This is a genomic window from Rhodopirellula sp. UH5 (assembly GCF_056839225.1).
The window spans coordinates 5,760,062-5,778,727 of sequence record NZ_CM166390.1; the positions used below are offsets into that span (position 1 = coordinate 5,760,062).

15 protein-coding genes and 1 pseudogene are annotated in these 18,666 nt (G+C 58.7%); 8 read left to right on the forward strand and 8 right to left on the reverse strand.

The features are described 5' to 3' along the window. Window positions 1-91 precede the first annotated feature (91 nt). Both msrA and UH5x_RS20440 read left to right on the forward strand, forming a co-directional pair. Window positions 92-601 (forward strand): peptide-methionine (S)-S-oxide reductase MsrA, encoded by a 510-nt coding sequence (msrA, locus tag UH5x_RS20435; protein WP_315852638.1) that lies wholly within the window; start codon window positions 92-94, stop codon window positions 599-601. 708 nt (window positions 602-1,309) lie between these two features. After that, window positions 1,310-2,443, forward strand: a complete 1,134-nt coding sequence (locus tag UH5x_RS20440) for an IS110 family RNA-guided transposase (protein WP_482633045.1) — start codon at window positions 1,310-1,312, stop codon at window positions 2,441-2,443. 2,070 nt (window positions 2,444-4,513) lie between these two features. Here UH5x_RS20440 and UH5x_RS20445 read toward each other — a convergent pair. Next, complete coding sequence (locus tag UH5x_RS20445) at window positions 4,514-5,740, reverse strand: S1C family serine protease (protein ID WP_482633511.1); 1,227 nt, start codon at window positions 5,738-5,740, stop codon at window positions 4,514-4,516. A 320-nt stretch (window positions 5,741-6,060) separates the two neighbouring features. On the opposite strand from UH5x_RS20445, the gene UH5x_RS20450 reads away from it, so the two are divergent. Beyond that, complete coding sequence (locus UH5x_RS20450) at window positions 6,061-6,504, forward strand: cytidine deaminase (RefSeq protein ID WP_047813288.1); 444 nt, start codon at window positions 6,061-6,063, stop codon at window positions 6,502-6,504. A gap of 29 nt (window positions 6,505-6,533) precedes the next feature. Here the strand turns inward: UH5x_RS20450 and UH5x_RS20455 are convergent, their stop codons facing one another. From UH5x_RS20455 to UH5x_RS20480, 6 genes and pseudogenes are all read right to left on the reverse strand, one after another. Next, a complete protein-coding gene (locus UH5x_RS20455; protein ID WP_482633512.1) occupies window positions 6,534-6,635 on the reverse strand; it encodes a DUF1589 domain-containing protein in 102 nt (33 codons plus the stop codon). Beyond that, a pseudogene (locus UH5x_RS20460) lies at window positions 6,622-6,753 on the reverse strand (DUF1589 domain-containing protein); the annotation flags it as partial. The gene UH5x_RS20455 and the pseudogene UH5x_RS20460, both read right to left, overlap by 14 nt. Before the next feature lie 57 nt (window positions 6,754-6,810). Beyond that, window positions 6,811-8,214: a DUF1552 domain-containing protein gene (locus tag UH5x_RS20465; RefSeq protein WP_482633513.1), complete on the reverse strand. Its 1,404-nt coding sequence runs from the start codon at window positions 8,212-8,214 to the stop codon at window positions 6,811-6,813. 66 nt (window positions 8,215-8,280) lie between these two features. Beyond that, complete coding sequence (locus UH5x_RS20470; RefSeq protein ID WP_482633514.1) at window positions 8,281-11,010, reverse strand: DUF1592 domain-containing protein; 2,730 nt, start codon at window positions 11,008-11,010, stop codon at window positions 8,281-8,283. Window positions 11,011-11,160: 150 nt separating this feature from the next. Continuing rightward, window positions 11,161-12,789 carry a DNA polymerase Y subunit UmuC family protein gene (locus UH5x_RS20475; protein WP_482636041.1) on the reverse strand — a complete coding sequence of 543 codons (1,629 nt, stop codon included), beginning with the start codon at window positions 12,787-12,789 and terminating at the stop codon, window positions 11,161-11,163. Window positions 12,790-12,889: 100 nt separating this feature from the next. Further along, a complete protein-coding gene (locus UH5x_RS20480; RefSeq protein WP_482633515.1) occupies window positions 12,890-14,152 on the reverse strand; it encodes an ImuA family protein in 1,263 nt (420 codons plus the stop codon). A 99-nt stretch (window positions 14,153-14,251) separates the two neighbouring features. On the opposite strand from UH5x_RS20480, the gene UH5x_RS20485 reads away from it, so the two are divergent. Beyond that, window positions 14,252-14,608, forward strand: coding sequence for a LapA family protein (locus UH5x_RS20485; RefSeq protein WP_047813286.1), 357 nt, complete (start codon window positions 14,252-14,254; stop codon window positions 14,606-14,608). On the opposite strand, the gene UH5x_RS20490 is transcribed toward UH5x_RS20485, so the two are convergent. Beyond that, window positions 14,593-14,913 carry a hypothetical protein gene (locus tag UH5x_RS20490; protein WP_047813285.1) on the reverse strand — a complete coding sequence of 107 codons (321 nt, stop codon included), beginning with the start codon at window positions 14,911-14,913 and terminating at the stop codon, window positions 14,593-14,595. The genes UH5x_RS20485 and UH5x_RS20490 overlap by 16 nt on opposite strands. Window positions 14,914-15,530: 617 nt before the next feature. On the opposite strand from UH5x_RS20490, the gene UH5x_RS20495 reads away from it, so the two are divergent. From UH5x_RS20495 to UH5x_RS20510, 4 genes are all read left to right on the forward strand, one after another. Further along, the gene (locus UH5x_RS20495; RefSeq protein ID WP_482633516.1) at window positions 15,531-16,352 is read left to right on the forward strand and encodes a hypothetical protein; all 822 of its coding nucleotides are present in this window, start codon (window positions 15,531-15,533) and stop codon (window positions 16,350-16,352) included. A gap of 84 nt (window positions 16,353-16,436) precedes the next feature. Beyond that, window positions 16,437-16,877: a GNAT family N-acetyltransferase gene (locus tag UH5x_RS20500; protein WP_047813284.1), complete on the forward strand. Its 441-nt coding sequence runs from the start codon at window positions 16,437-16,439 to the stop codon at window positions 16,875-16,877. A 137-nt stretch (window positions 16,878-17,014) separates the two neighbouring features. Then, complete coding sequence (locus UH5x_RS20505) at window positions 17,015-17,410, forward strand: hypothetical protein (RefSeq protein ID WP_047813283.1); 396 nt, start codon at window positions 17,015-17,017, stop codon at window positions 17,408-17,410. Window positions 17,411-17,635: 225 nt separating this feature from the next. Beyond that, window positions 17,636-18,610: an AAA family ATPase gene (locus tag UH5x_RS20510; RefSeq protein ID WP_390173920.1), complete on the forward strand. Its 975-nt coding sequence runs from the start codon at window positions 17,636-17,638 to the stop codon at window positions 18,608-18,610. Window positions 18,611-18,666 lie beyond the last annotated feature (56 nt).

An 18,666-nucleotide genomic window follows, 5' to 3' on the forward strand; every position in this document is an offset into this window, starting at 1 on the left:
TGGCAACGTCGTCCAGCCTGTGGGGTGACCACCACGGGCTGGAAGACGATGCCACAGTTCTTTTCATTCCGATGAGATTCAATGGAGAAGTATGATGACAGAGCGAGCGGTTTTGGCAGGCGGATGTTTTTGGGGCATGCAGGATCTGATTCGCAAGTTGCCTGGCGTTGAATCGACGCGTGTGGGCTACACCGGCGGTGAGGTGCCCAACGCGACCTATCGCAATCATGGCAACCATGCCGAAGGGATCGAAATTCTGTTTGATCCGGAGCAGACGAGTTACCGTCAGTTGCTGGAGTTCTTCTTTCAGGTTCATGACCCGACGACGCCAAACCGTCAGGGGAATGACCGCGGTCCGTCGTACCGTTCCGCGATTTACTATGTCGATGAGCAGCAGAAGCAGACCGCACTGGACACCATGGCGGACGTGAATGCGTCGGGCTTGTGGCCGGGAAAGGTGGTCACGGAGGTGGAACCTGTCAGCGATTTTTGGGAAGCCGAACCCGAGCACCAGGACTACCTCGAGAAAGTCCCCAACGGGTACACGTGCCATTTCGTGCGTCCGAATTGGGTGCTGCCCAAACGTGCTTCTGCGGAGTGAGGAGGCGGGCATGGGAAGTGGCTCGCACTGCCCTTCCCCGGCAATCTCGCTTTCCGACCCCAACGCGTCACGGCTTGTGGATTGAATCCTAACCCGACGCGTGAGTGAGGGATCGCGTGCCATTGCAACGAGCCGGTGGGTCCCTCGCTCACGCGTCGGGTTGTGAACTCGAAAGAATCGACAAGCCGGTCCGCGAGGCCCACGTGGCATGCCCGACGCCGGCCCCGTCCGGGGCGGTCTCTTGTGTTTCGTCATCGGTCTCGGGGCTTCCGCCCCGAGCTAAGAACGCCGGCCCCATCCGGGGCGATGATTGCCGCCGAATGCTCCTCCGGTTCGCGTCCCGTCATCGCCACAGCCACCCGGATTTTGCAATTTGCAATTTTACTTTTTCAATCTCCCCCATCTCACCTGTCGCCGCTCCGCGGCTTGCCGAGTCAAGGGAGTGGCGCTCGAGACCTCGGGTTGAAAACCCGAGGCTGACAACTGTCACCGCTCCGCGGTTGTTCCATCCCCCGGACGCACCTCCAGTCGCGGAGCGACGGCAGCCGAAAGCCTTGGGTTTTCAACCCAAGGTCATCCGCCAACGACACACAAGTTGCCCAGTCGCGGAGAAACTATGTAGGGGGCAAGTCAGAGTGGAAAAGATTTGGCACACTCGTTGGGACGTTTAATAGCTTTTGAAACAATCCACAACGAGGTACCAAATCCATGTCCAAGTCTATCATGATTGGCTGCGACCTTCACGACCGCAGCATGCTCCTTCGCTACGCCGTCGGCACGCAAGTGCCCCAGCAACTTGCCCACGAAAACAATCCATCGGGACGCCGAAACATGATCGCGCGGATCAAACGGCTCGCTGACAAAGAGCGGTGCCAGCGAATTGTCTTTGCATACGAAGCCTCCGGGCTCGGGTTCGGGCTCTCCGACGAACTGCACGAAGCGGGCATCGAATGCTACGTCCTTTCGCCATCACTGTTGCCCACCACCCCGAAGTCCGCCAAGCTCAAGACGGATGCCAAGGACGCTCAAATGCTATTGGAACAAGTCCGTGGTCACGTTTTAGCCGGTAATTCGCTGCCGGTCGTCTGGACGCCACCCCAGCGACTTCGTGATGACCGGGAGCTCGTCCGGGCTCGGATCGACGTCGGCGACGAGCTGACTCGCGTCAAACTGAAAATCCTCTCGGGGCTGAAGCGACGCGGCATCACCAAGCCGTCGTGGTATCAAACCCACTGGACCAAGCGATTCGTTCGCTGGCTGCGAGAAGACGTGATCGCTCAGATGGACTCGGTCGTCGCCGCGACGTTCGAGCGACTAGCGGATCGTTACGAAGCCTTCCGTCAGGAACAGACCAAGCTCGACAGCGCGTTGCGAAAACTATCGGGCGAATCGCGTTACGCCGCTGCTCATAAAAGGCTGCGTGAGATTCCTGGTGTTGGGCTGTTGACGGCGATGACGTTCCTGACCGAGATGGGTGACCTGACGCGGTTCAGCAATCGCCGGCAAGTTGGTGCGTATTTGGGGCTGGTTCCTTCGAGTCATGAAAGTGGAGAGAGTGACAATCGCAAAGGCCGAATCACGCGTCAGGGGCCTGCCAGACTTCGCAAATTGCTCTGTCAAGCGGCCTGGGTATCGATCTCGCGGAGTGAGTCAGCGGCGAAGGACTACCATCGCATCAAACAGGGCCAAAGCAAACGAACCAAGAAAGCACTCGTGGCGATGATGCGGAAGCTCGGGGTGGTGATGTGGCATCGTGCCTTGGAGTGCGGTGTGTCGAGCGAATTACTCGGGCGGAGCGGCCCAGTTGATCTTCAAGAGGCTTCGAGGATGCAAGCTGCCTAGAAGAGAGAACGACCACCGTGCGATGCCACTGAATCCGCAATTGAAGTTGAACCACATCCAACAACCGAACCGTCACCTGCTAGGAGAGGAATTTTCGTCACAGGGTTGATGCTTGAAGTCTTTTGAAGAGATTCCCGCATTGGCCAAGAGTCCTTCGAGAGTCGCGATCGAATCGTCGCTGGGTCCTCCCCGTCGCGGAGAATGATCCGGCTCTCACTTGAATCACCCGCTTTGCGAAGCGAACTCGTTTACTGATCTGACGGCAATCCTGTCACGATCGAATAGCAGCTTGCGATGCAGATCGGAATCTCCCAGCGAGATCCAAAATTCACCCTTGACGAAAAAACCTACATAGCAGCGACGACAGATGTTTGTCGTCCCGTCGCCGAACGATCCCCGGTTCGTGCTCCGTACGATGGGTTTCCAAGCCCGCCAAAATGGAACCCCAACGCGTCACGGCTTGTGGATTGAATCCTAACCCGACGCGTGAGTGAGGGATTGCGTGCCATTGCAGCGAGCCGGTGGGTCCCTCGCTCACGCGTCGGGTTGTGAACTCGAGTGAATCAACACGCCGGTCCGCGAGGCCCACGCGGCATGCCCGACGCCGGCCTCGTCCGGGGCGGTCTCTTGTGTTTCGTCATCGGTCTCGGGGCTTCCGCCCCGAGCTAAGAACGCCGGCCCCATCCGGGGCGATGATTGCCGCAGGATGCTCCTCCGGTTCGCGTCCCGTCATCGCATCCACCACCCGGATTTTGCAATTTACATTTTACAATTTCACTTTTTCAATCTCCCTCATCTCACCTGTCGCCGCTCCGCGGCTTGCCGAGTCAAGGGAGTGACACTCGAGACCTCGGGTTGAAAAACCCGAGGCTGACAACTGTCACCGCTCCGCGGTTGTTCCATCCCCCGGACGTACCTCCAGTCGCGGAGCGACGGCAGCCGACAGCCTTGGGTTTTCAACCCAAGGTCAGCCGCCGACAACACACAAGTTCCCCAGTCGCGGAGCGACGACAGATGATTGTCGTCCCGTCGCCGAACGATCCCCGGTTCGTGCCCCGTGCGATGGGCTTCCAAGCCCGCCAAAATGGAACCCCAACGCGTCACGGCTTGTGGATTGAATCCTAACCCGAAGCGTGAGTGAGGGATCGCGTGCCATTGCAACGAGCCGGTGGGTCCCTCGCTCACGCGTCGGGTTGTGAACTCGGGTGAATCGACAAGCTGGTCAGCGAGGCCCACGCGGCATGCCCGACGCCGGCCCCGTCCGGGGCGGTCTCTTGTGTTTCGTCATCGGTCTCGGGGCTTCCGCCCCGAGCTAAGAACGCCGGCCCCATCCGGGGCGATGATTGCCGCCGAATGCTCCTCCGGTTCGCGTCCCGCCATCGCCTCCACCACCTGGATTTTGCAATTTACAGTTTCACTTTTTCAATCCATCCCCCATCTCACCTGTCGCCGCTCCGCGGCTTGCCGAGTCAAGGGAGTGACACTCGAGACCTCGGGTTGAAAACCCGAGGCTGACAACTGTCACCGCTCCGCGGTTGTTCCATCCCCCGGACGCACCTCCAGTCGCGGAGCGACGGCAGCCGAAAGCCTTGGGTTTTCAACCCAAGGTCAGCCGCCGACAACACACAAGTTCCCCAGTCGCGGAGCGACGACAGATGATTGTCGTCCCGTCGCCGAACGATCCCCGGTTCGTGCCCCGTGCGATGGGCTTCCAAGCCCGCCAAAATGGAACCCCAACGCGTCACGGCTTGTGGATTGAATCCTAACCCGAAGCGTGAGCGAGGGATCGCGTGCCATTGCAGCGAGCCGGTGGGTCCCTCGCTCACGCGTCGGGTTGTGAACTCGAGTGAATCGACAGGCCGGTCCGCGAGGCCCACGCGGCATACCCGACGCCGGCCCCGTCCGGGGCGGTCTCTTGTGTTTCGTCATCGGTCTCGGGGCTTCCGCCCCGAGCTAAGAACGCCGGCCCCATCCGGGGCGGTGATTGCCGCCGAATGCTCCTCCGGTTCGCGTCCCGTCATCGCATCCACCACCCGGATTTTGCAATTTACATTTTACAATTTCACTTTTTCAATCCATCCCCATCTCTTCCGGCGTGGCGGTTGGGTCATCGACGGGAGCCAAGATGACTTCGAGTTCGATTTCTTCGCCTTTGCGAATCACCTTCAGCGACTGGGTGGAGCCGACTGGTTGTCGTTCAATCGCTTCGCGAAGATCGATTGGTTTGAGGAAGGGTTGGCCAGCGAACTCGGTGATCACGTCCAACTGTTCCAGGCCAGCTCGATCGGCTGAGCTCTTGCGAATGATTTCATAGACGAGCACGCCCAATCCCTCAGGCAGTTTGAACATCTTGGCCATTTTCGCGTTCAGTTCCACCGTGGTGATTCCCATGGTCGAGCGACGGACGGTTCCGAAGCGGGCCAATTCGCGAGCAATCCATTTGGCTTGATCAATCGGCACGGCGAACCCGATGCCTTGGTAACTTCCGTTGCGAGTTGCAATCGCCGTGTTGATCGCGATCACGTTGCCATCCAGGTCGACCAAGGGGCCGCCGGAGTTGCCCGGGTTGATCGCCGCATCGGTTTGCAACAATCGACTGCGGCGGATGCGATCGAGCCTTCGATTTTTGGCGCTGATGATGCCGGCGCTGACGGTGGCTTCCAACTTGAATGGGCTGCCGATGGCCAGCACCCAGTCGCCGATGTCGAGTGTGTTGGAGTCCCCGTATTGAGCGACCTTCAGGGCATCGGCGGAGGTGACTTGCAGCACCGCGATGTCACTGGACGGGTCACCGTGCACTTTTTCAGCGACCAGCTCGGTTTCGTTTGGCAATTGGACGACCACCTTCTTCGCATTCGCGATGACATGGTTGTTGGTCATCACCCAGTACGTTGTCTTGTCTTCGTTGGCGTTCTTGTCGGCATCCGGGAAAGGATTGATGATCACGCCGGATCCCAGCCCGCTGAGTTCAAACTCGCCATCGTCGGATTGTTGCGGGGGAGTTGGTCCGACGGGTTCGTCGGGGGATTCTTCGTCTGTTTCCGGTTCGGCTTCGTCGGTGTTTTCGCCAGAGAGCGTCTGATTCTGCCCGTAAGAGAACACGGTCACGACGGAGGGGCCTGCTTCCCGGGCCGCGTCACGGAAGGCTCGCGAAAGTGATCGGGCGCTGACTTGAGCCGCCTCGTCAGCGTTCGCCGCAGGCAGGCTGACGTCGGGCTGGCCGAAGTTCAGTGCAGCGATGGCAAGGAGGACAAGCAGGAGGCGAGATGGTTGTCGATGAGATGTTCGAATCGTCACGTGCTGGGTCGCTGTGCGGGGGGAGTCAATTTTCAACAACATTTCAGGAACGCTTGGAACCAGTTGAGAAGGTGAAGGGGGGATCTGACATGTTACCGCGCCCGAATCCATTTCGAACTGGCTGTGAAGCCTCGGCAGCGGACGCGTTTTGGTAAAATAGAGAGCCAGTGCCGCAAATGTCGAAGCCAATTGCGGCGGAGGTGCTCCGAATACGTGTTGCCGCATTGCTTCAGGGATGAGGCGAGGTACTCTATCGGGACTTGATGGCGGAATCTGCTCCTCTCTTCGGTGAGTCTACTTCCTTGTCTCTCTATCCTGCCATGACCGATGTTCACAGCCAAGCGTCCGAGATCGATCCACCCAGCGACGAAGATGTCCAGCGTTTGGTTCAGGCGGCCATCTCGGCTCGCGATCATGCGTACGCGCCGCACAGTCACTTCTACGTTGGGGCTGCGTTGTTGACCCACGACGGACGTGTGGTCGAAGGTTGCAACGTTGAAAATGCCAGCTACTCGTTGACGCAATGTGCGGAACGAACGGCGGTCTGCACCGCCGTGGCGGGCGGTTATCGAATGTTCCATGCCGTGGCAATCGCCAGCATCGGCGGTGCGATGCCCTGTGGTGCTTGCCGGCAAGTGCTGGCCGAATTCGGGTCGGATCTGTTTGTTTACACGATCGATGTGATCGATGGCGAACAACAAATGCGTCGCCTATCGGATTTGTTGCCTGACGCTTTCTCGACGTCCAACATTCCGAAGCGGTGAGTTGCCGGCCCACGTCTTGGTAGCTGGATTCACCAGAATAGCGTAGGCCAGGTTCTACCTGGCGGGGCGATTGGACGGATATCGCTGGGGCTTGCGGGGGCGGCTGGACGCCTCGCTTTGTTCCAAAGCATCGGCTGGGTGCCAGGTGATGACCTGGCCTACGTTGATGGATTCACCGGGATCCCGTGTGGTCCCTCGCTGACGCGTCGGGTTGTGATGTTGGTAGCCGGATTCGCCAAGAATTCGGATGGGCGCGTTGGTGAGCGGTCCGAATTCTGGCGAATCCGGCTACGGGAGGTTGCGACTTCAGATCAGCTCCGTGACTTTCCCGTCGCTGTCAGCGAACGAATCCGCGGGAACATCGAGCTGCTGGAGCATGGTGACGAACAGGTTGGAAAGAGGTCGGTCTTCGTGAGCGATCTCTTGTTGCCACGGTTCGCGACCACCATCCCAGGCACCGCCCTGCGGGTTGGAGCCAGCCTTGTTGATGTACTTCCCATGTTTGAATCCCATGTTCTTGCCACCCGCCAGAATCAACGGGTAATTGCGAGACAGGTGGAAGGCACTGGACGCGGAGCCGAACAACAGCAGCGTGTTGTCGAGCATGGATCCCCGTCCGGCGGGTTCTTCGGTTTCTTTCAGCTTGCCGATGAAGCGTCCAAATTCCTCGTTGAGGAACTGGCAGTAAACCGCGAAGTTTTTCCAGCCGCCTGGGTTCTTGGTTTCGTGAGAGAGTTGGTGAGCCAGACTGAAGCCGACAGCGCGAGCCAAGTGATCGCTGATGCCCACGCCGTTTTCACGACCGATTTGGTAGGTGGCAACACGGGTCGAATCGGTTTTGAACGCCAGGTAGATCATCTCGAACATCGTCTGCAAATATTGACGCGGTTCGTCCGGTGTCAGGTTGAGGTTCAAGTGGTCCGCGTTGACAGTTGGCAGTGGCGTGTTGAGCCAATGCTTTGCCTTTTCAACCTTGATCTCAGCTTCGCGAACGGAGTCGAGGTATTCATCCAGGCTGGATTGATCGCGTGAAGAAAGCGTCTTGCGAAGCGATTGGGCATCGGCCAGCAGGTCATCCAGCGCACTTTGGCTGAGTGCCAAGCGGCGCGCCGCATCTTCGTCGCTTTTGACGAAGAGCATGTCGAAGATCCGCTTGGGACGGTTCTCCGCCGGGATGGCGCGACCATTTCGATTGAATGAAAGAGTGTGTGTGCCTCGCGGTGTTCCGGTGCCACCATCGGTCGACATCACGAGCGAGGAGTACCGGGTTTGGTTGCCAACGTATTCCGCGTAAATCTGATCCAGCGAAATGTTGTTCTCGTAGGGGCCATTGGATCCGGTGTCGGCGGCCGTCAGAAATTGGTCGGCGTTGGAGTGCCCGTGGACACTGCGTGATTGGGGGTGAGAGAAACCAGACAAAATGCTGATCTCATCCCGCAGCGATTCCAGGGGTGACAAGGCCTTCGTGAACGTGAAGTCGTCTCCGGTACCATGCGGGAACCACGACCAGTCTTGGTAGGCGGGGTCTTCCGGCAATGGCATCGGCACACCATCGGGGAAATAGAAACACGCCAAACGCTTCGGGTCCTTGGTTTCTTCGGAAGCTCGCACCGCCGACATCGCGACGGATTCGAACAGTGGCAGGGCCAGTGCGACACCGGTGCCGCGAAGAAAACGGCGACGATCGAGGCCATTCAGATTCAACGTCATGGAAGGTTCCTGGAAGACTGCGAGCTTGGCGAGAGGAATGGGTTGGGTGGCACAGGGAGGCGGAGATCACTTGGACTGAAAGAGGTCGCTGGCGACCAATTGCCGAATCATCGTGGCGAGGCCATCGTCCTGCTGGCGAACTTCCGCTGTGATTTGATCGACGCTGGAATGGTCTGCAAATGTGAGCGGACGCCCGAGGGCGAAGGTTGCCAGCTTATGGACCATCGCGCGAACAAATTGGTCCTGGCGATCTTCCAGCAGGTAACGTTTGAGGCCTTCGACGCCGGAGAGTTCCTGTTGATTGAACAGCGTGGCGGTTGCGTCGACGGGTTTGCCGTTGATGGAGTTGCGCCAACGACCGACCGCGTCGTAGTTTTCAAATGCGATGCCCCACGGGTCAATTTTGGAGTGGCACGACATGCAGGCGGGATGGTTGCGGTGATCTTCCATTCGTTCGATCAAGGTCATCTTGGCGATTTCAGGATCGGCCAGGTCAATCTCGGGAACTGCAGGTGGCGGTGGTGGTGGCGGATCGTTGAGGATGCTTTCCAACAACCACACGCCACGCTTGAGCGGATGTGAGTTGGTGCCGTCCGAGTTCATCGCCAGCAAACCGGCTTGAGTCAGCAAGCCGCCGCGACGGGGATCGGATTGCAGGGAGACTCGGCGAAAGTGGTTGCCGTGGACGTGGGGGATCCCGTAGTGCTGAGCCAGACGTTCATTGACCATCGCGAAATCAGCGTGGATGAAGTGCAGCACGCTTTCGTCCTGCTGCAGCATTTCGTGAAAGAATGCGATCGGTTCTCGCTGCATCGCCTCTTTGAGCGAGGGACTGAGCTTCGGTTTGGTTTCGGCGCCGTTGAGGAAGTCCAGGAGTTGGAGGTCGAGCCATTGATGAACAAATTGTTGGCTGAAGCGTTCCGCTTTGGGGTCGGTCAGCATTCGGTCGATTTGATTGTTCAGTTCATCGGCGGAGGTCAGTCGGCCATTGTCGGCGAGTTCGAGTAACTCGTCGTCTGGGACACTGCACCACAAAAACAGCGCCAGTCGCGTTGCCAGTTCATGGTGTGTCAATTGATCGAGGTCGGAGTCCGATTCGGACGGCTCGGTTTCAGTCTCGCGAACGACGTACAGAAAGTTCGGCGAGGAAAGGACCGAGGCCAGCACTTCCGAGGTGGCTTCTTCCATTGATTCACACTGGCCGCGAATGGCAGTGAAAAGTTTGAGTTTGCGTTGCAACTCCGCTTCGCTGGGAGGTCGCCGCCAGGCTTGTCGCATGAACGACGTCAGGATTTCGCTGGCGTATTGCAGTTCATCGTCACGATGTTCACTGGCAAAGAAGATGCGTTGGTGAGAAGCGGGGGGCCACTGATCGTTGACGGGAGCGACGACCTCAACATGGTCGATTTGGATGGCTGCTTTGGAAACCGAACTGTTGACGAACCGGATGTACTCCGAAGGGCTGGGCATCGCTCCCATCTTGGAGGCTCCGCGGACGGAGTTGCGTGGGTAGATGTCGCCCAGCGGAACGTCCCACTCATAGATCTGCGGTTCGTCGGGGGATGCGGTGATTGGTTGGTCGGCGAGGCTCACACGCATGTCGGCGCGGCCCTCGTTGCTGGCTCGCCAGCCGAAATCCAGTTGCAAACTGGGCGGGTGCAATTCGTCGTTCGACGTGTCGTGCTCACGCAACCAAGAGGCCCGAACGCGAACTCGCATCACGCCTTGGTTGGGAACTTGGTCGCCCAGTTCCACGATCAGCTTTTGATTCCGACCGCCGGGCAGCACGGCGACGTGATCCGAGGTGGGCGGCATGACTCGCGGTGCATCTTCGGAATCCATCGCATAGCGAGCCCCGTTGTAAGCCCAGCTGGCTGAGACCTTTTGCCCGGTCGTCAAGTTTCTGTAATGGGTGTCTCGTGGGATCTCTTGAAAGCTTTCGCGAAGCGCGTCGACTTCTTGCTTTTGCTTTTCAGGATCGTCTTTGAGTTTTTCGGCCAGTTGATCGAGTTTGGATTGCTGTTGGTGCCGGTCGACCTGGCTGTTCTGTTTCATGCTGATGCTCCAGTGGATTGGAGCCGGTTGTTTGTCCAACACGATGGCTCGGTCGAGGGCTTGTCGGGCCAATTGGCGATAGGTTTCCAAGTGCTTGACGGACATGTGCAGCATCTCGGAGCTGTTTTGGAAGCCATCGTCCGAGTGAGCTTCGGGAGGCAGGTCCTTGGCAAACTCGTAAGGCAGCCCGAGAAGATCCTGCAACGCATGATTGGTTTCGTAACGCGTCAAGCGACGGAATGACGAGTGGCCGCTGGTGGCACGTCGAAAGGTGGAGGCGACTTGGATTTCGCCCGACAGCCACTCGACGACGGTGCGGCGGTCCTCGTCGTCCATCTCCAGTTCGTCTGGCGGCGGCATCTCACCGTTGTTGAGCACGGCCAAGACTTCCACCCACCAATCCACGTCAGCGCCTTCCAGCAAGTTCGGATCGAGCGTGTCGATTTGGATGTTGCCCTCGACATTGCCGGGCCCATGACAGTCGATGCAAGACTCTTCCAAAATGGGAACGATGACGTCGCGAAAGGTTTGCAGGTCGGCTTGAGGTGCCAGTGTCTCGGTCGGACGAGTGGTGGGTTCCCGGTATTTCGAGCGACTTGCGCCGTGCTGTTTGATTTCTTCCAAGGACCGGGAGGGGGCGGGCGCACGCTCTTCCGCTGTCAGGCAGATTCCCGAGAAACAAGCCCAGCAAAGCAATGCGAACAGTGCACGCGCATTCGCACGGAATGGGTGGGCGAACATGAGCTGGTTGGGGATGGCGGGAGGGAGGAGCGTCCAAGCAGGCATCCCGTCAACGATGAGACGGGGCCAGCGTGGAGTAAAAGCAAAAGGTGGGGACTTTCTACGCTCGTTCCTGTGGAGCGTTCATTATGCACCGTTTTGCAATGTGTTTCAATCGAAGCTTCCATGAAGTTGCCAATTGGCAGGATGATTGAGGTCGCGAAAAACCCACCAACGCACACCATCCTCCAGTTCCACTCGGAAGTAATCACGGCGAACCATCGGGCCTTGCCACCATCGAGTTTCGATTCGTTCGGGGCCCCAATGTTGATGCACCTTCCACACGCGACCGCGATATCGAAATCGGGGGGGGAATTGATTTTCGCCAAGGGGCTCTTGGCCATCGCTTAAAGGAGTGAGTCGCTGAGGTGAGGGATGCAGTTGCAGTGGCCGACGTCCCGCATCATGGGCAGTGGGAGCCCCCTTGCGAGTCGCGTCCCCCGAACGAAGCTGAGACTCGTCGTGGTCTTCTGCCGTGGCCGATGATTTCGATTTGGATCGGCGTCGCCTCGGTGGGGTGGCCAGTTTGCGACCGCGGGATTGCGTCATCGGAAAGTCCGACACGGTGTCTTCGGGAAGCGGATCGCGATTGATTCGAACACCTCGCACGGAATCTTCGCCCAAGCGACCGCTCAGAGAATCGATCAAACGAGCGATGTCGGTTTGGCGTGTCCAATCAGTTTGAGTGTCGTTTTCGAAGGCGGGCCCGAAAATGGACGGTTGAGTGCTGGCCAGGATCGCGTCTTGCAACACGTCCAACCGCAGGTGCGTGACCTTGGATTGGCAGGCATGGGATTCAAAGGCACCGATCATCAGATTGCTGAGATGATCCAGGTCCAGCGTCGGCGAGAACAATCCGGATTCCAGCGTCACGGGTGGCGACTCGGTGAAGTCGACTTGGCAGCGCAAACGCAGCACGCCTCTTCCCAATGGACGCAAGGACGCGGTGGCGGATTCGATCAAGCGAATGATGCGGTCGCGAATCAGGTCGACGGCATCGGTTGGATATTCCAGTTCCAAGGCGGCGGTGTGTTCGGTCGGAATGTCGATCGCGAGAATCGATTCTTCGACTTCCCCGAGTGCTTGGGCGATGCGGTGACACAAACTGTGGCCGATGCGAGTGGCCAATCCATTGCGTGGCAATTGCAACAATGAGCCGATGGTTTCGATTCCCAGTCGCTGCAAGGTTTCCACCTCGGTGGGATTCAAACGCAAGGCGGATGGAGGCAGCGTTTGCAGTGCCTCGCGGGTGCGATCAGCGGGAGCCAAAAAGAAATCGAAGTTGTTTCTGGTGAGGTCTTTGGATCGCGTTTGAGAGGGCGCGTGAGTGGCCAATGCCCAAGCCGCGCCAAGTGTGCTGGCGATCGCCAAGCGAGCTTTCAAATGACGGCGTTTGAGAATGGTGGCCGCGGCGGCGAGCAAGCCTGGTTCGTCGCTGAACAGATGCGTGACCCCATCGATTTCAGCGACGAGCGCCTCGGGGTCATGTCGAAAGCGTCCGGCCCATTTGAATCGGTCGAGTGTTTCCAGTGCGATCTGCGGGCACAGGTGGCTTTGCAGTTCCGTGGCCAGCGAATGCAACGCGCGGCGATCGGCCACACGATCGTGTTCATCGATGATCGCGGCAGGGATGGGTGGGACGCTTTGATTCGCGACGCTTCGGCTGGAGTTGTGTTGATCGGCCAGCGTGGTCGTGATGTCAACGGCTTGCGCGATCGGCATGCCCAGACGCACGCCCATGGCCGCGGCGCGTTGGCAGTTCGCCGCCACGATTCGTCCGCGACGTGGGTCGGCGTGCCAGAGGATCAGCGGCGCGGTGGCTGGGGAGGGCTTGGTTGTGCTACCCAGCGGCGCGGCGTTGGGGGGCTCGCGGAGGATTCTCTCGGCGTGTCGACGTTGGATGGGCCAGTTGGGCAGCCAAATGCACAGCAGCCTTTTCATGATGGTTTGCCGTGGATGTGTCAGCGGTTGCGATGTCACCAACCATGTTTGAGTGAGCAGCGAGGAAGGGTCGTGAATCCAAATCGTGCAGCATCGCGTCGGGGGTGATCCCCAAGAAGGCTTGCCGGGCCACGCTGGTTTTTGCGCGGGGCATCGTCACGTGAGCCACTCGAAGATCGCGATGACGACGAAGGTTGGTGGGCGGCAGAGCGGAACGTGAGCGGGGAAGTGGAACGATTTGCTCGGGCTGAGCCGGGACGGATCGCACGTGCCAACGCACCGAAGCAAACGATGGCTGCCGGCCCGCTGACGCGGTTCGCACGAGCAGGCCAGGTGTTTGCCCGGTTTCGGCGGCGAGTTGCAAGCGGCGTGCGTCTCGGTCGTTCAGGTTCCAGGGCAGCATCGACCACACCGCGGCAACGGAGCCACAACGCAGGGCTTGGTCGAGCGTCCACACCGCGTCGCGCCGGTTCGTGACGCGGCACCAAACGATGCGTTCCGCGGGGATGCCACAAGCGACCGCGGCGGGAGCATAAAAGTGACCGCCGGGATCGACGACGATGAGGGGGCCGTCGTGGTGAGCGTGGGCCGTTGATGGAGGTTGCCCAGTCGTTCCCAGCATTTGGGCCGCGGCGAGCAAGGAGAGTGTGCCTGCTCCGCCGCCTTCCGTTTCTGCAATCCATTCGCTGATCGTGCCACGCCGCATTCCGCCGCCGGGCAACCAAGAATCCAGCGTTGAGGATCCGGTTGAAAATCGCGGCGTGGAATCGGTCGCAACACGCGGATCCGAGATCGCTTCGGCCTGGCGACGCAGTTTTTGCAGCAGTGCTTCGCGGGTGGTGGGTTCCTGTTCGGCCTTCCCCTCGCCCCTCCTGGAGGGTGGGTGAGTGGGGGTGTGGTCGTCGCCTTGGGGCGAGGGAGAGGGAAACGGGGTGTGGTTCGCGCTTCGCTTGGCTTTCCCGGGGGAAGGTTGTTTTTCGCCGGAAGGGGGAAGCGGGGGGGCTGCGTGACGACGCCTGGTGATTGAGGTTACAGTGGAAGGAGCCACTGGTTCTTCCCAGAAAGCAAACGTTTGCTGTTCGGGAACTCGTTCCAAGACGCTGGTTGACGCGGTCAAACGGCGTGGGGCGGAAAGGTTTTCGGTGGAAACGCTGTTCGGCATCGTCTTGTTGCCTACCTGGTTGGGTTCAGTCCGTTGAGCCTAGCAAACATTTGCTAGCAAATCCCTTTTTTCGCGAAAAATCACCCTCGCCGATTTCACATGCTCCAGAAAATCCGCTGGTTTCTGTCGTTGCTGGCCGTCTTGGTCGTCGTCATCGTGGCGTTTCAAAACCAAGACTCGGTGCCGCTCACGATTCTGTTTTTCAGTGGTGAATACCCACTGACGTTGCTGCTGCTGGGCTGCTCTGGTGTCAGCTTTGTGCTGGGTTGTTTGATGACGGCGTGGAGAATCCGCAGTCGTCACAAGGCTCAGGCCGCCCGAACTCAGTCAGCCCGGGAATCGGAAACCAAGCAACAGGATGCCCCCACCCAGAAAGCGTCTTCCACCAAGAAAAATGGGGTCGCGGACAACCAAACAGCCGAAGCTTCCATCGGCTTGGATCAGGAAGCGACCTGAACGTTGTCGTCGGCGGCGTCAAAGTCGCTGGCCTTTTGTTGCGACGCGGCGCGGCGACGAGCCACCAAATCGTGGCGACGCAAAACGGCCTGGGCCAGATCGCCGATTCGTTGAATGGGGCGTTCGGTGGATGACCGTTGGGCTTCGAGTTGCTCTCGTCCTTGGCGAATCAGTTCCGCGAGAGCCAGCAGTGTGGGTTCGGACGTGTTGTCGGTGCCCTTGGGCTTCGGTGCTGCGATCACGGAGACCGATGCGATCACGGGCGAAGTCGGTGCGATGGCGTCGAAGAGGGAGAGCTGAGTCATTCGAAAAACCTTCGTCAGTGGGGCGGGAGGCCGAGGTGACGTGTGGGTCACGTCTCACTGAAAAGATTGTTCGCTAGTCCTGTGACACGTTTGGTCACGCCGGAAGCGGCTTGTTGACTTACTCGAGTTCACAACCCGACGCGTGAGCGAGGGATCCACAGGCTCGTTGCATGGCACGCGATCCCTCGCTCACGCTTTGGGTTAGGATTCAATCAACAGGCCGGAAGGGCACTGGGCTGTGACACTTGGTGGGATTGTCCTGGCAGGGGGTGCCGGTGGCCCCCGTTTGGTGCGTGTAAAGTGTTTGCCTTGAACGACTTGGGGAATTAGTGTGTCCGCTGATTGATGAGCCGTTGTGGTTGCCAGCACACCCGAATTGCATGGTGAACATGGCGGTTGTTCCCACTCAAGCGACTTGGTGCGATTGAGTTGGGGGCGTCTCAGCGGATCTCTTTTCCTTTTCCCCACACCCTGCCACCCCAGTCCTTGGCTTGTCGACGGTTGTCATTGCCGTTGAAAAGCGTGCTGGTGCGTGAGCGCTGCATCAACGGGCTTTCCCTTTGCTCTGGAAACCAGCACCTGCGTCTGTCGTCAAGCAATCCACGCGCTCGGTGGCCATGTCATTGGCCGCTGTCGGGGCGATCGCGTTGGGCATGTCATTGGCATGCGTGGTGACGGAAACAACTCAGCTTTTGCTGGTGTTGTCGTCGCTCAGTCACGAGATGATCGCGTGGTCGAACGGGGGAGTCGCTCTGTTGTTGTTCGTGGCAACCACCGCCTACACGTTCCCGCTTTTCTCGCGAGGGCTTGGTGCACGGGTGAGGCACCGTTTCCCGTCTTGGACGCGTCAGAAGCTTCGGTTGACGAATTTGGGAGCGGAGCGACGTTTCCTGCGGGTGTGCTTGATCGTGCTGGCGGCTTTTCCGCTTCAAACGAGTCTGGCGCACGCCGTGATGTTACGAGCCTCAAGCGACGCCAGGCTGACACCGCTGGTTTCGCCTTGGTGGTTCATGGGGTTGGCGATTGCCATGCTGGTGGCGGGCGGGCTGGTTCATTTTCAGTTGCCCAAGCTTTATTTGAAGTGTCGCTACGAGTCGTTGCTCAACGGTCTGCGGCACTACCCTCGCGGCGTGGCACTTCGCAGTTTCATTGCACAGTGGGACAATCCGAGTCGAAACATCTACTTGTCCTGCCGGGTCAGTCGTCGCGTCGCGTCGGCCCACCGCGCTGGGATCTTGATTTCCGCCGCCTGCTTCACCGCAGCAGGGTGTTTGCTCGCACGCGTCGAGCTGCCTTGGGTATTGGCTGAGCTCGCAACGGTTCTGGCGATTGCTGGTATTTTCAGTCTGTGGCCCACCGCGACTCGGATGGTGAAATGGAGTGGCTTGGTTCTGGATCCACTTTGCGGCGATCCCGACGAATTCGACGAGTACGAGTGAAAACCTGCTGAGTCCGCTACAATCGTCTTCGTCAGAGCCAAGAGGCGCGCCACGAGACGTTTGACGAGACCGGGAGGCAGACGATTGGAATTCCTTGAAATCGAATGGTGCACCCCGTTGTACCAGGAGGCACTGGATCTCAGGCATTGCGTGCTGCGCGAACCGCTGGGGCTGAAGCTGACGGCGGAGGAATTGGACGGTGAATACGCCGAATTGCACTTTGGATTGCGGAATGGTTCCGAAAAGTTGGCGGCGGTGGTGTCCGCCAAGCCTTTGACGTCCAGTTCGGTCAAGTTGCGGCAAATGGCGGTAGCCCCGGACCGGCAAGGCGAAGGCATCGGCGCCAAGTTGCTGGCCGAAGTCGAGGCCTCGCTGGAGCAGCGGGGGTACACCCAATTCCAATTGCACGCCCGAGAGACAGCGATCGGTTTCTATGAAAAGGTGGGCTACACCGCGATTGGAGAAACCTTCACCGAGATTTCGTTGCCGCATCGCAAGATGGTGAAGCCTTATGATGGTGTCTGAACCGTTCGCCGCTGCCCTGGAAATGGGAGCAATGTTCGTGACGCCTGTTGGCAGGAGCACGTCGATTCGCAAAGGGTGGCCGGTTTGTTGAACCCGTCTTGTCTCCGTTTTGATCCTCTCTGTTTCGCTGGGCGTTCATGAATTCACCAAGCTTTTCTTCTCCTTCCGACGATGCTCCGAACGTTCGCCCCAGCGGCGAGGACCTGTCTCAATTTCGGGTGGCCAATCCTCCCGACAACGCGCAGCTAACGCAATTTGTAACCACGATCAAAAACGCAGAGCAGCAGGTGGGAGAGAATATCATCGAAGCTTTGAAGCATCCCGGCAGCGTTGCCGTCTTGACCACGGCCGTTTTGGGACCCGATGGGCAGCAGCGTGTGTTGTCGATGGCGCTCGACGCGGACCGCATGAGTCAGGTTCAAGAAATGCTAGAGTCTTCGATGGAAGAACGCGAAGACGAAGAGCCCTGTTATGGCTTTCATTGCTTGGTCAAGACAAAGGCTGCCAAAGAACCAACCAGCTCCAAGGAATGACAGGCTCCAGCGAACAACTGGTCCCAGGCAGGACCGGCTCCCGTGAATAAACGGTATCCTCGTATCGAACATCTCGAATCCAGCGGTGGTTGAACCCAGCGGCTGTTTCAAAAGTCAGTTGCCATCTCGACCGCTTCTGCTTTCTTTGCAATTCACTCGTCCTCTCATCTTGCGTGATTCGTTTTGTATTCTCCTGCTCAACCTGTGACGCCTCCAGCAGACACGTTGTCGGCTTCCCAAGAACTCAAGTCCAATTTGCCGGATGAGCTGCTGCTACCCTGGCAGCACTTGCAAGAGGTTTCGACACGGTTGCGGCAGGTGATCCGCGGGAAAGAGGATGTGATCGAAGCGGTGTTGATCGCATTGTTGGCGGAAGGCTCCGTGTTGCTGGAAGATGTTCCTGGCGTGGGCAAGACAACGCTCGCGAAATCGGTTTCGCGATTGATTGATTTGGAATACCAACGGATTCAATGCACGCCTGACCTGTTGCCAGCAGATATCTTGGGCGGACCGATTTACTTGCAGTCCAAGGGGGAGTTTGAGTTTCGTCCGGGGCCTGTGTTCTGCAATCTGTTGGTGGCCGATGAGGTCAACCGAGCGTCCCCGCGAACGCAGAGTGCGCTGTTGGAAGCGATGGCGGAATCGCAGGTCACAATCGATGGTGAACGCTATGACTTGAAGCATCCGTTCATGGTGATTGCAACTCAGAACCCGGCGGGATTTGAAGGCACTTTCCCCTTGCCTGAATCGCAGCTTGACCGATTCCTGTTTCGGTTGACGATGGATTACCCCGACATGGAAAGTGAAATTGATTTGCTGTTGGATCAATCCGAAGCGGAACCCGTGGCCGGATTGAAGCCGGTCATGCATGCCGACGAATTGACATTGCTTCAAACCTGGGTCCGCCAAATTCGAACCGACCGCAAGGTGGCTGCTTACGTCGTCGATTTGGCCACCGCCACCCGACAAGATTCTCGGTTGCGGGTGGGGTGCAGTCCGCGGGGCAGCAAAATGCTGATGCGTGCCTCCCAGGCGCGCGCCGTGTTGATGGGACGAGACTTTGTCTTGCCCGATGACGTTCAGCAATTGGCAACCGCCGTCTTGGCTCACCGGGTGAGCACACGCCACGGAACCGCGACATCCAATGAGAGTCGCCAAATCGTTGCGTCGATCGTGGACCAAGTTCCTGTCCCAGTTTGAATAGGCCACCAATGCAAAGGGAATCCTCCGCCCCGCGGAGCACGCGCTGGTCGCGA

Excerpts from the sequence above, each read along its gene's own strand:
- UH5x_RS20465 (WP_482633513.1), bottom strand. The coding sequence starts at position 8,214 with ATGACGTTGAATCTGAATGGCCTCGATCGTCGCCGTTTTCTTCGCGGC.
- UH5x_RS20440 (WP_482633045.1), top strand. The coding sequence starts at position 1,310 with ATGTCCAAGTCTATCATGATTGGCTGCGACCTTCACGACCGCAGCATG.
- UH5x_RS20475 (WP_482636041.1), bottom strand. The coding sequence starts at position 12,789 with ATGGGCGTGCGTCTGGGCATGCCGATCGCGCAAGCCGTTGACATCACG.
- msrA (WP_315852638.1), top strand. The coding sequence starts at position 92 with ATGATGACAGAGCGAGCGGTTTTGGCAGGCGGATGTTTTTGGGGCATG.
- UH5x_RS20505 (WP_047813283.1), top strand. The coding sequence starts at position 17,015 with ATGAATTCACCAAGCTTTTCTTCTCCTTCCGACGATGCTCCGAACGTT.
- UH5x_RS20490 (WP_047813285.1), bottom strand. The coding sequence starts at position 14,913 with ATGACTCAGCTCTCCCTCTTCGACGCCATCGCACCGACTTCGCCCGTG.
- UH5x_RS20450 (WP_047813288.1), top strand. The coding sequence starts at position 6,061 with ATGACCGATGTTCACAGCCAAGCGTCCGAGATCGATCCACCCAGCGAC.
- UH5x_RS20495 (WP_482633516.1), top strand. The coding sequence starts at position 15,531 with ATGTCATTGGCCGCTGTCGGGGCGATCGCGTTGGGCATGTCATTGGCA.
- UH5x_RS20470 (WP_482633514.1), bottom strand. The coding sequence starts at position 11,010 with ATGTTCGCCCACCCATTCCGTGCGAATGCGCGTGCACTGTTCGCATTG.
- UH5x_RS20480 (WP_482633515.1), bottom strand. The coding sequence starts at position 14,152 with ATGCCGAACAGCGTTTCCACCGAAAACCTTTCCGCCCCACGCCGTTTG.
- UH5x_RS20455 (WP_482633512.1), bottom strand. The coding sequence starts at position 6,635 with ATGCTTTGGAACAAAGCGAGGCGTCCAGCCGCCCCCGCAAGCCCCAGC.
- UH5x_RS20485 (WP_047813286.1), top strand. The coding sequence starts at position 14,252 with ATGCTCCAGAAAATCCGCTGGTTTCTGTCGTTGCTGGCCGTCTTGGTC.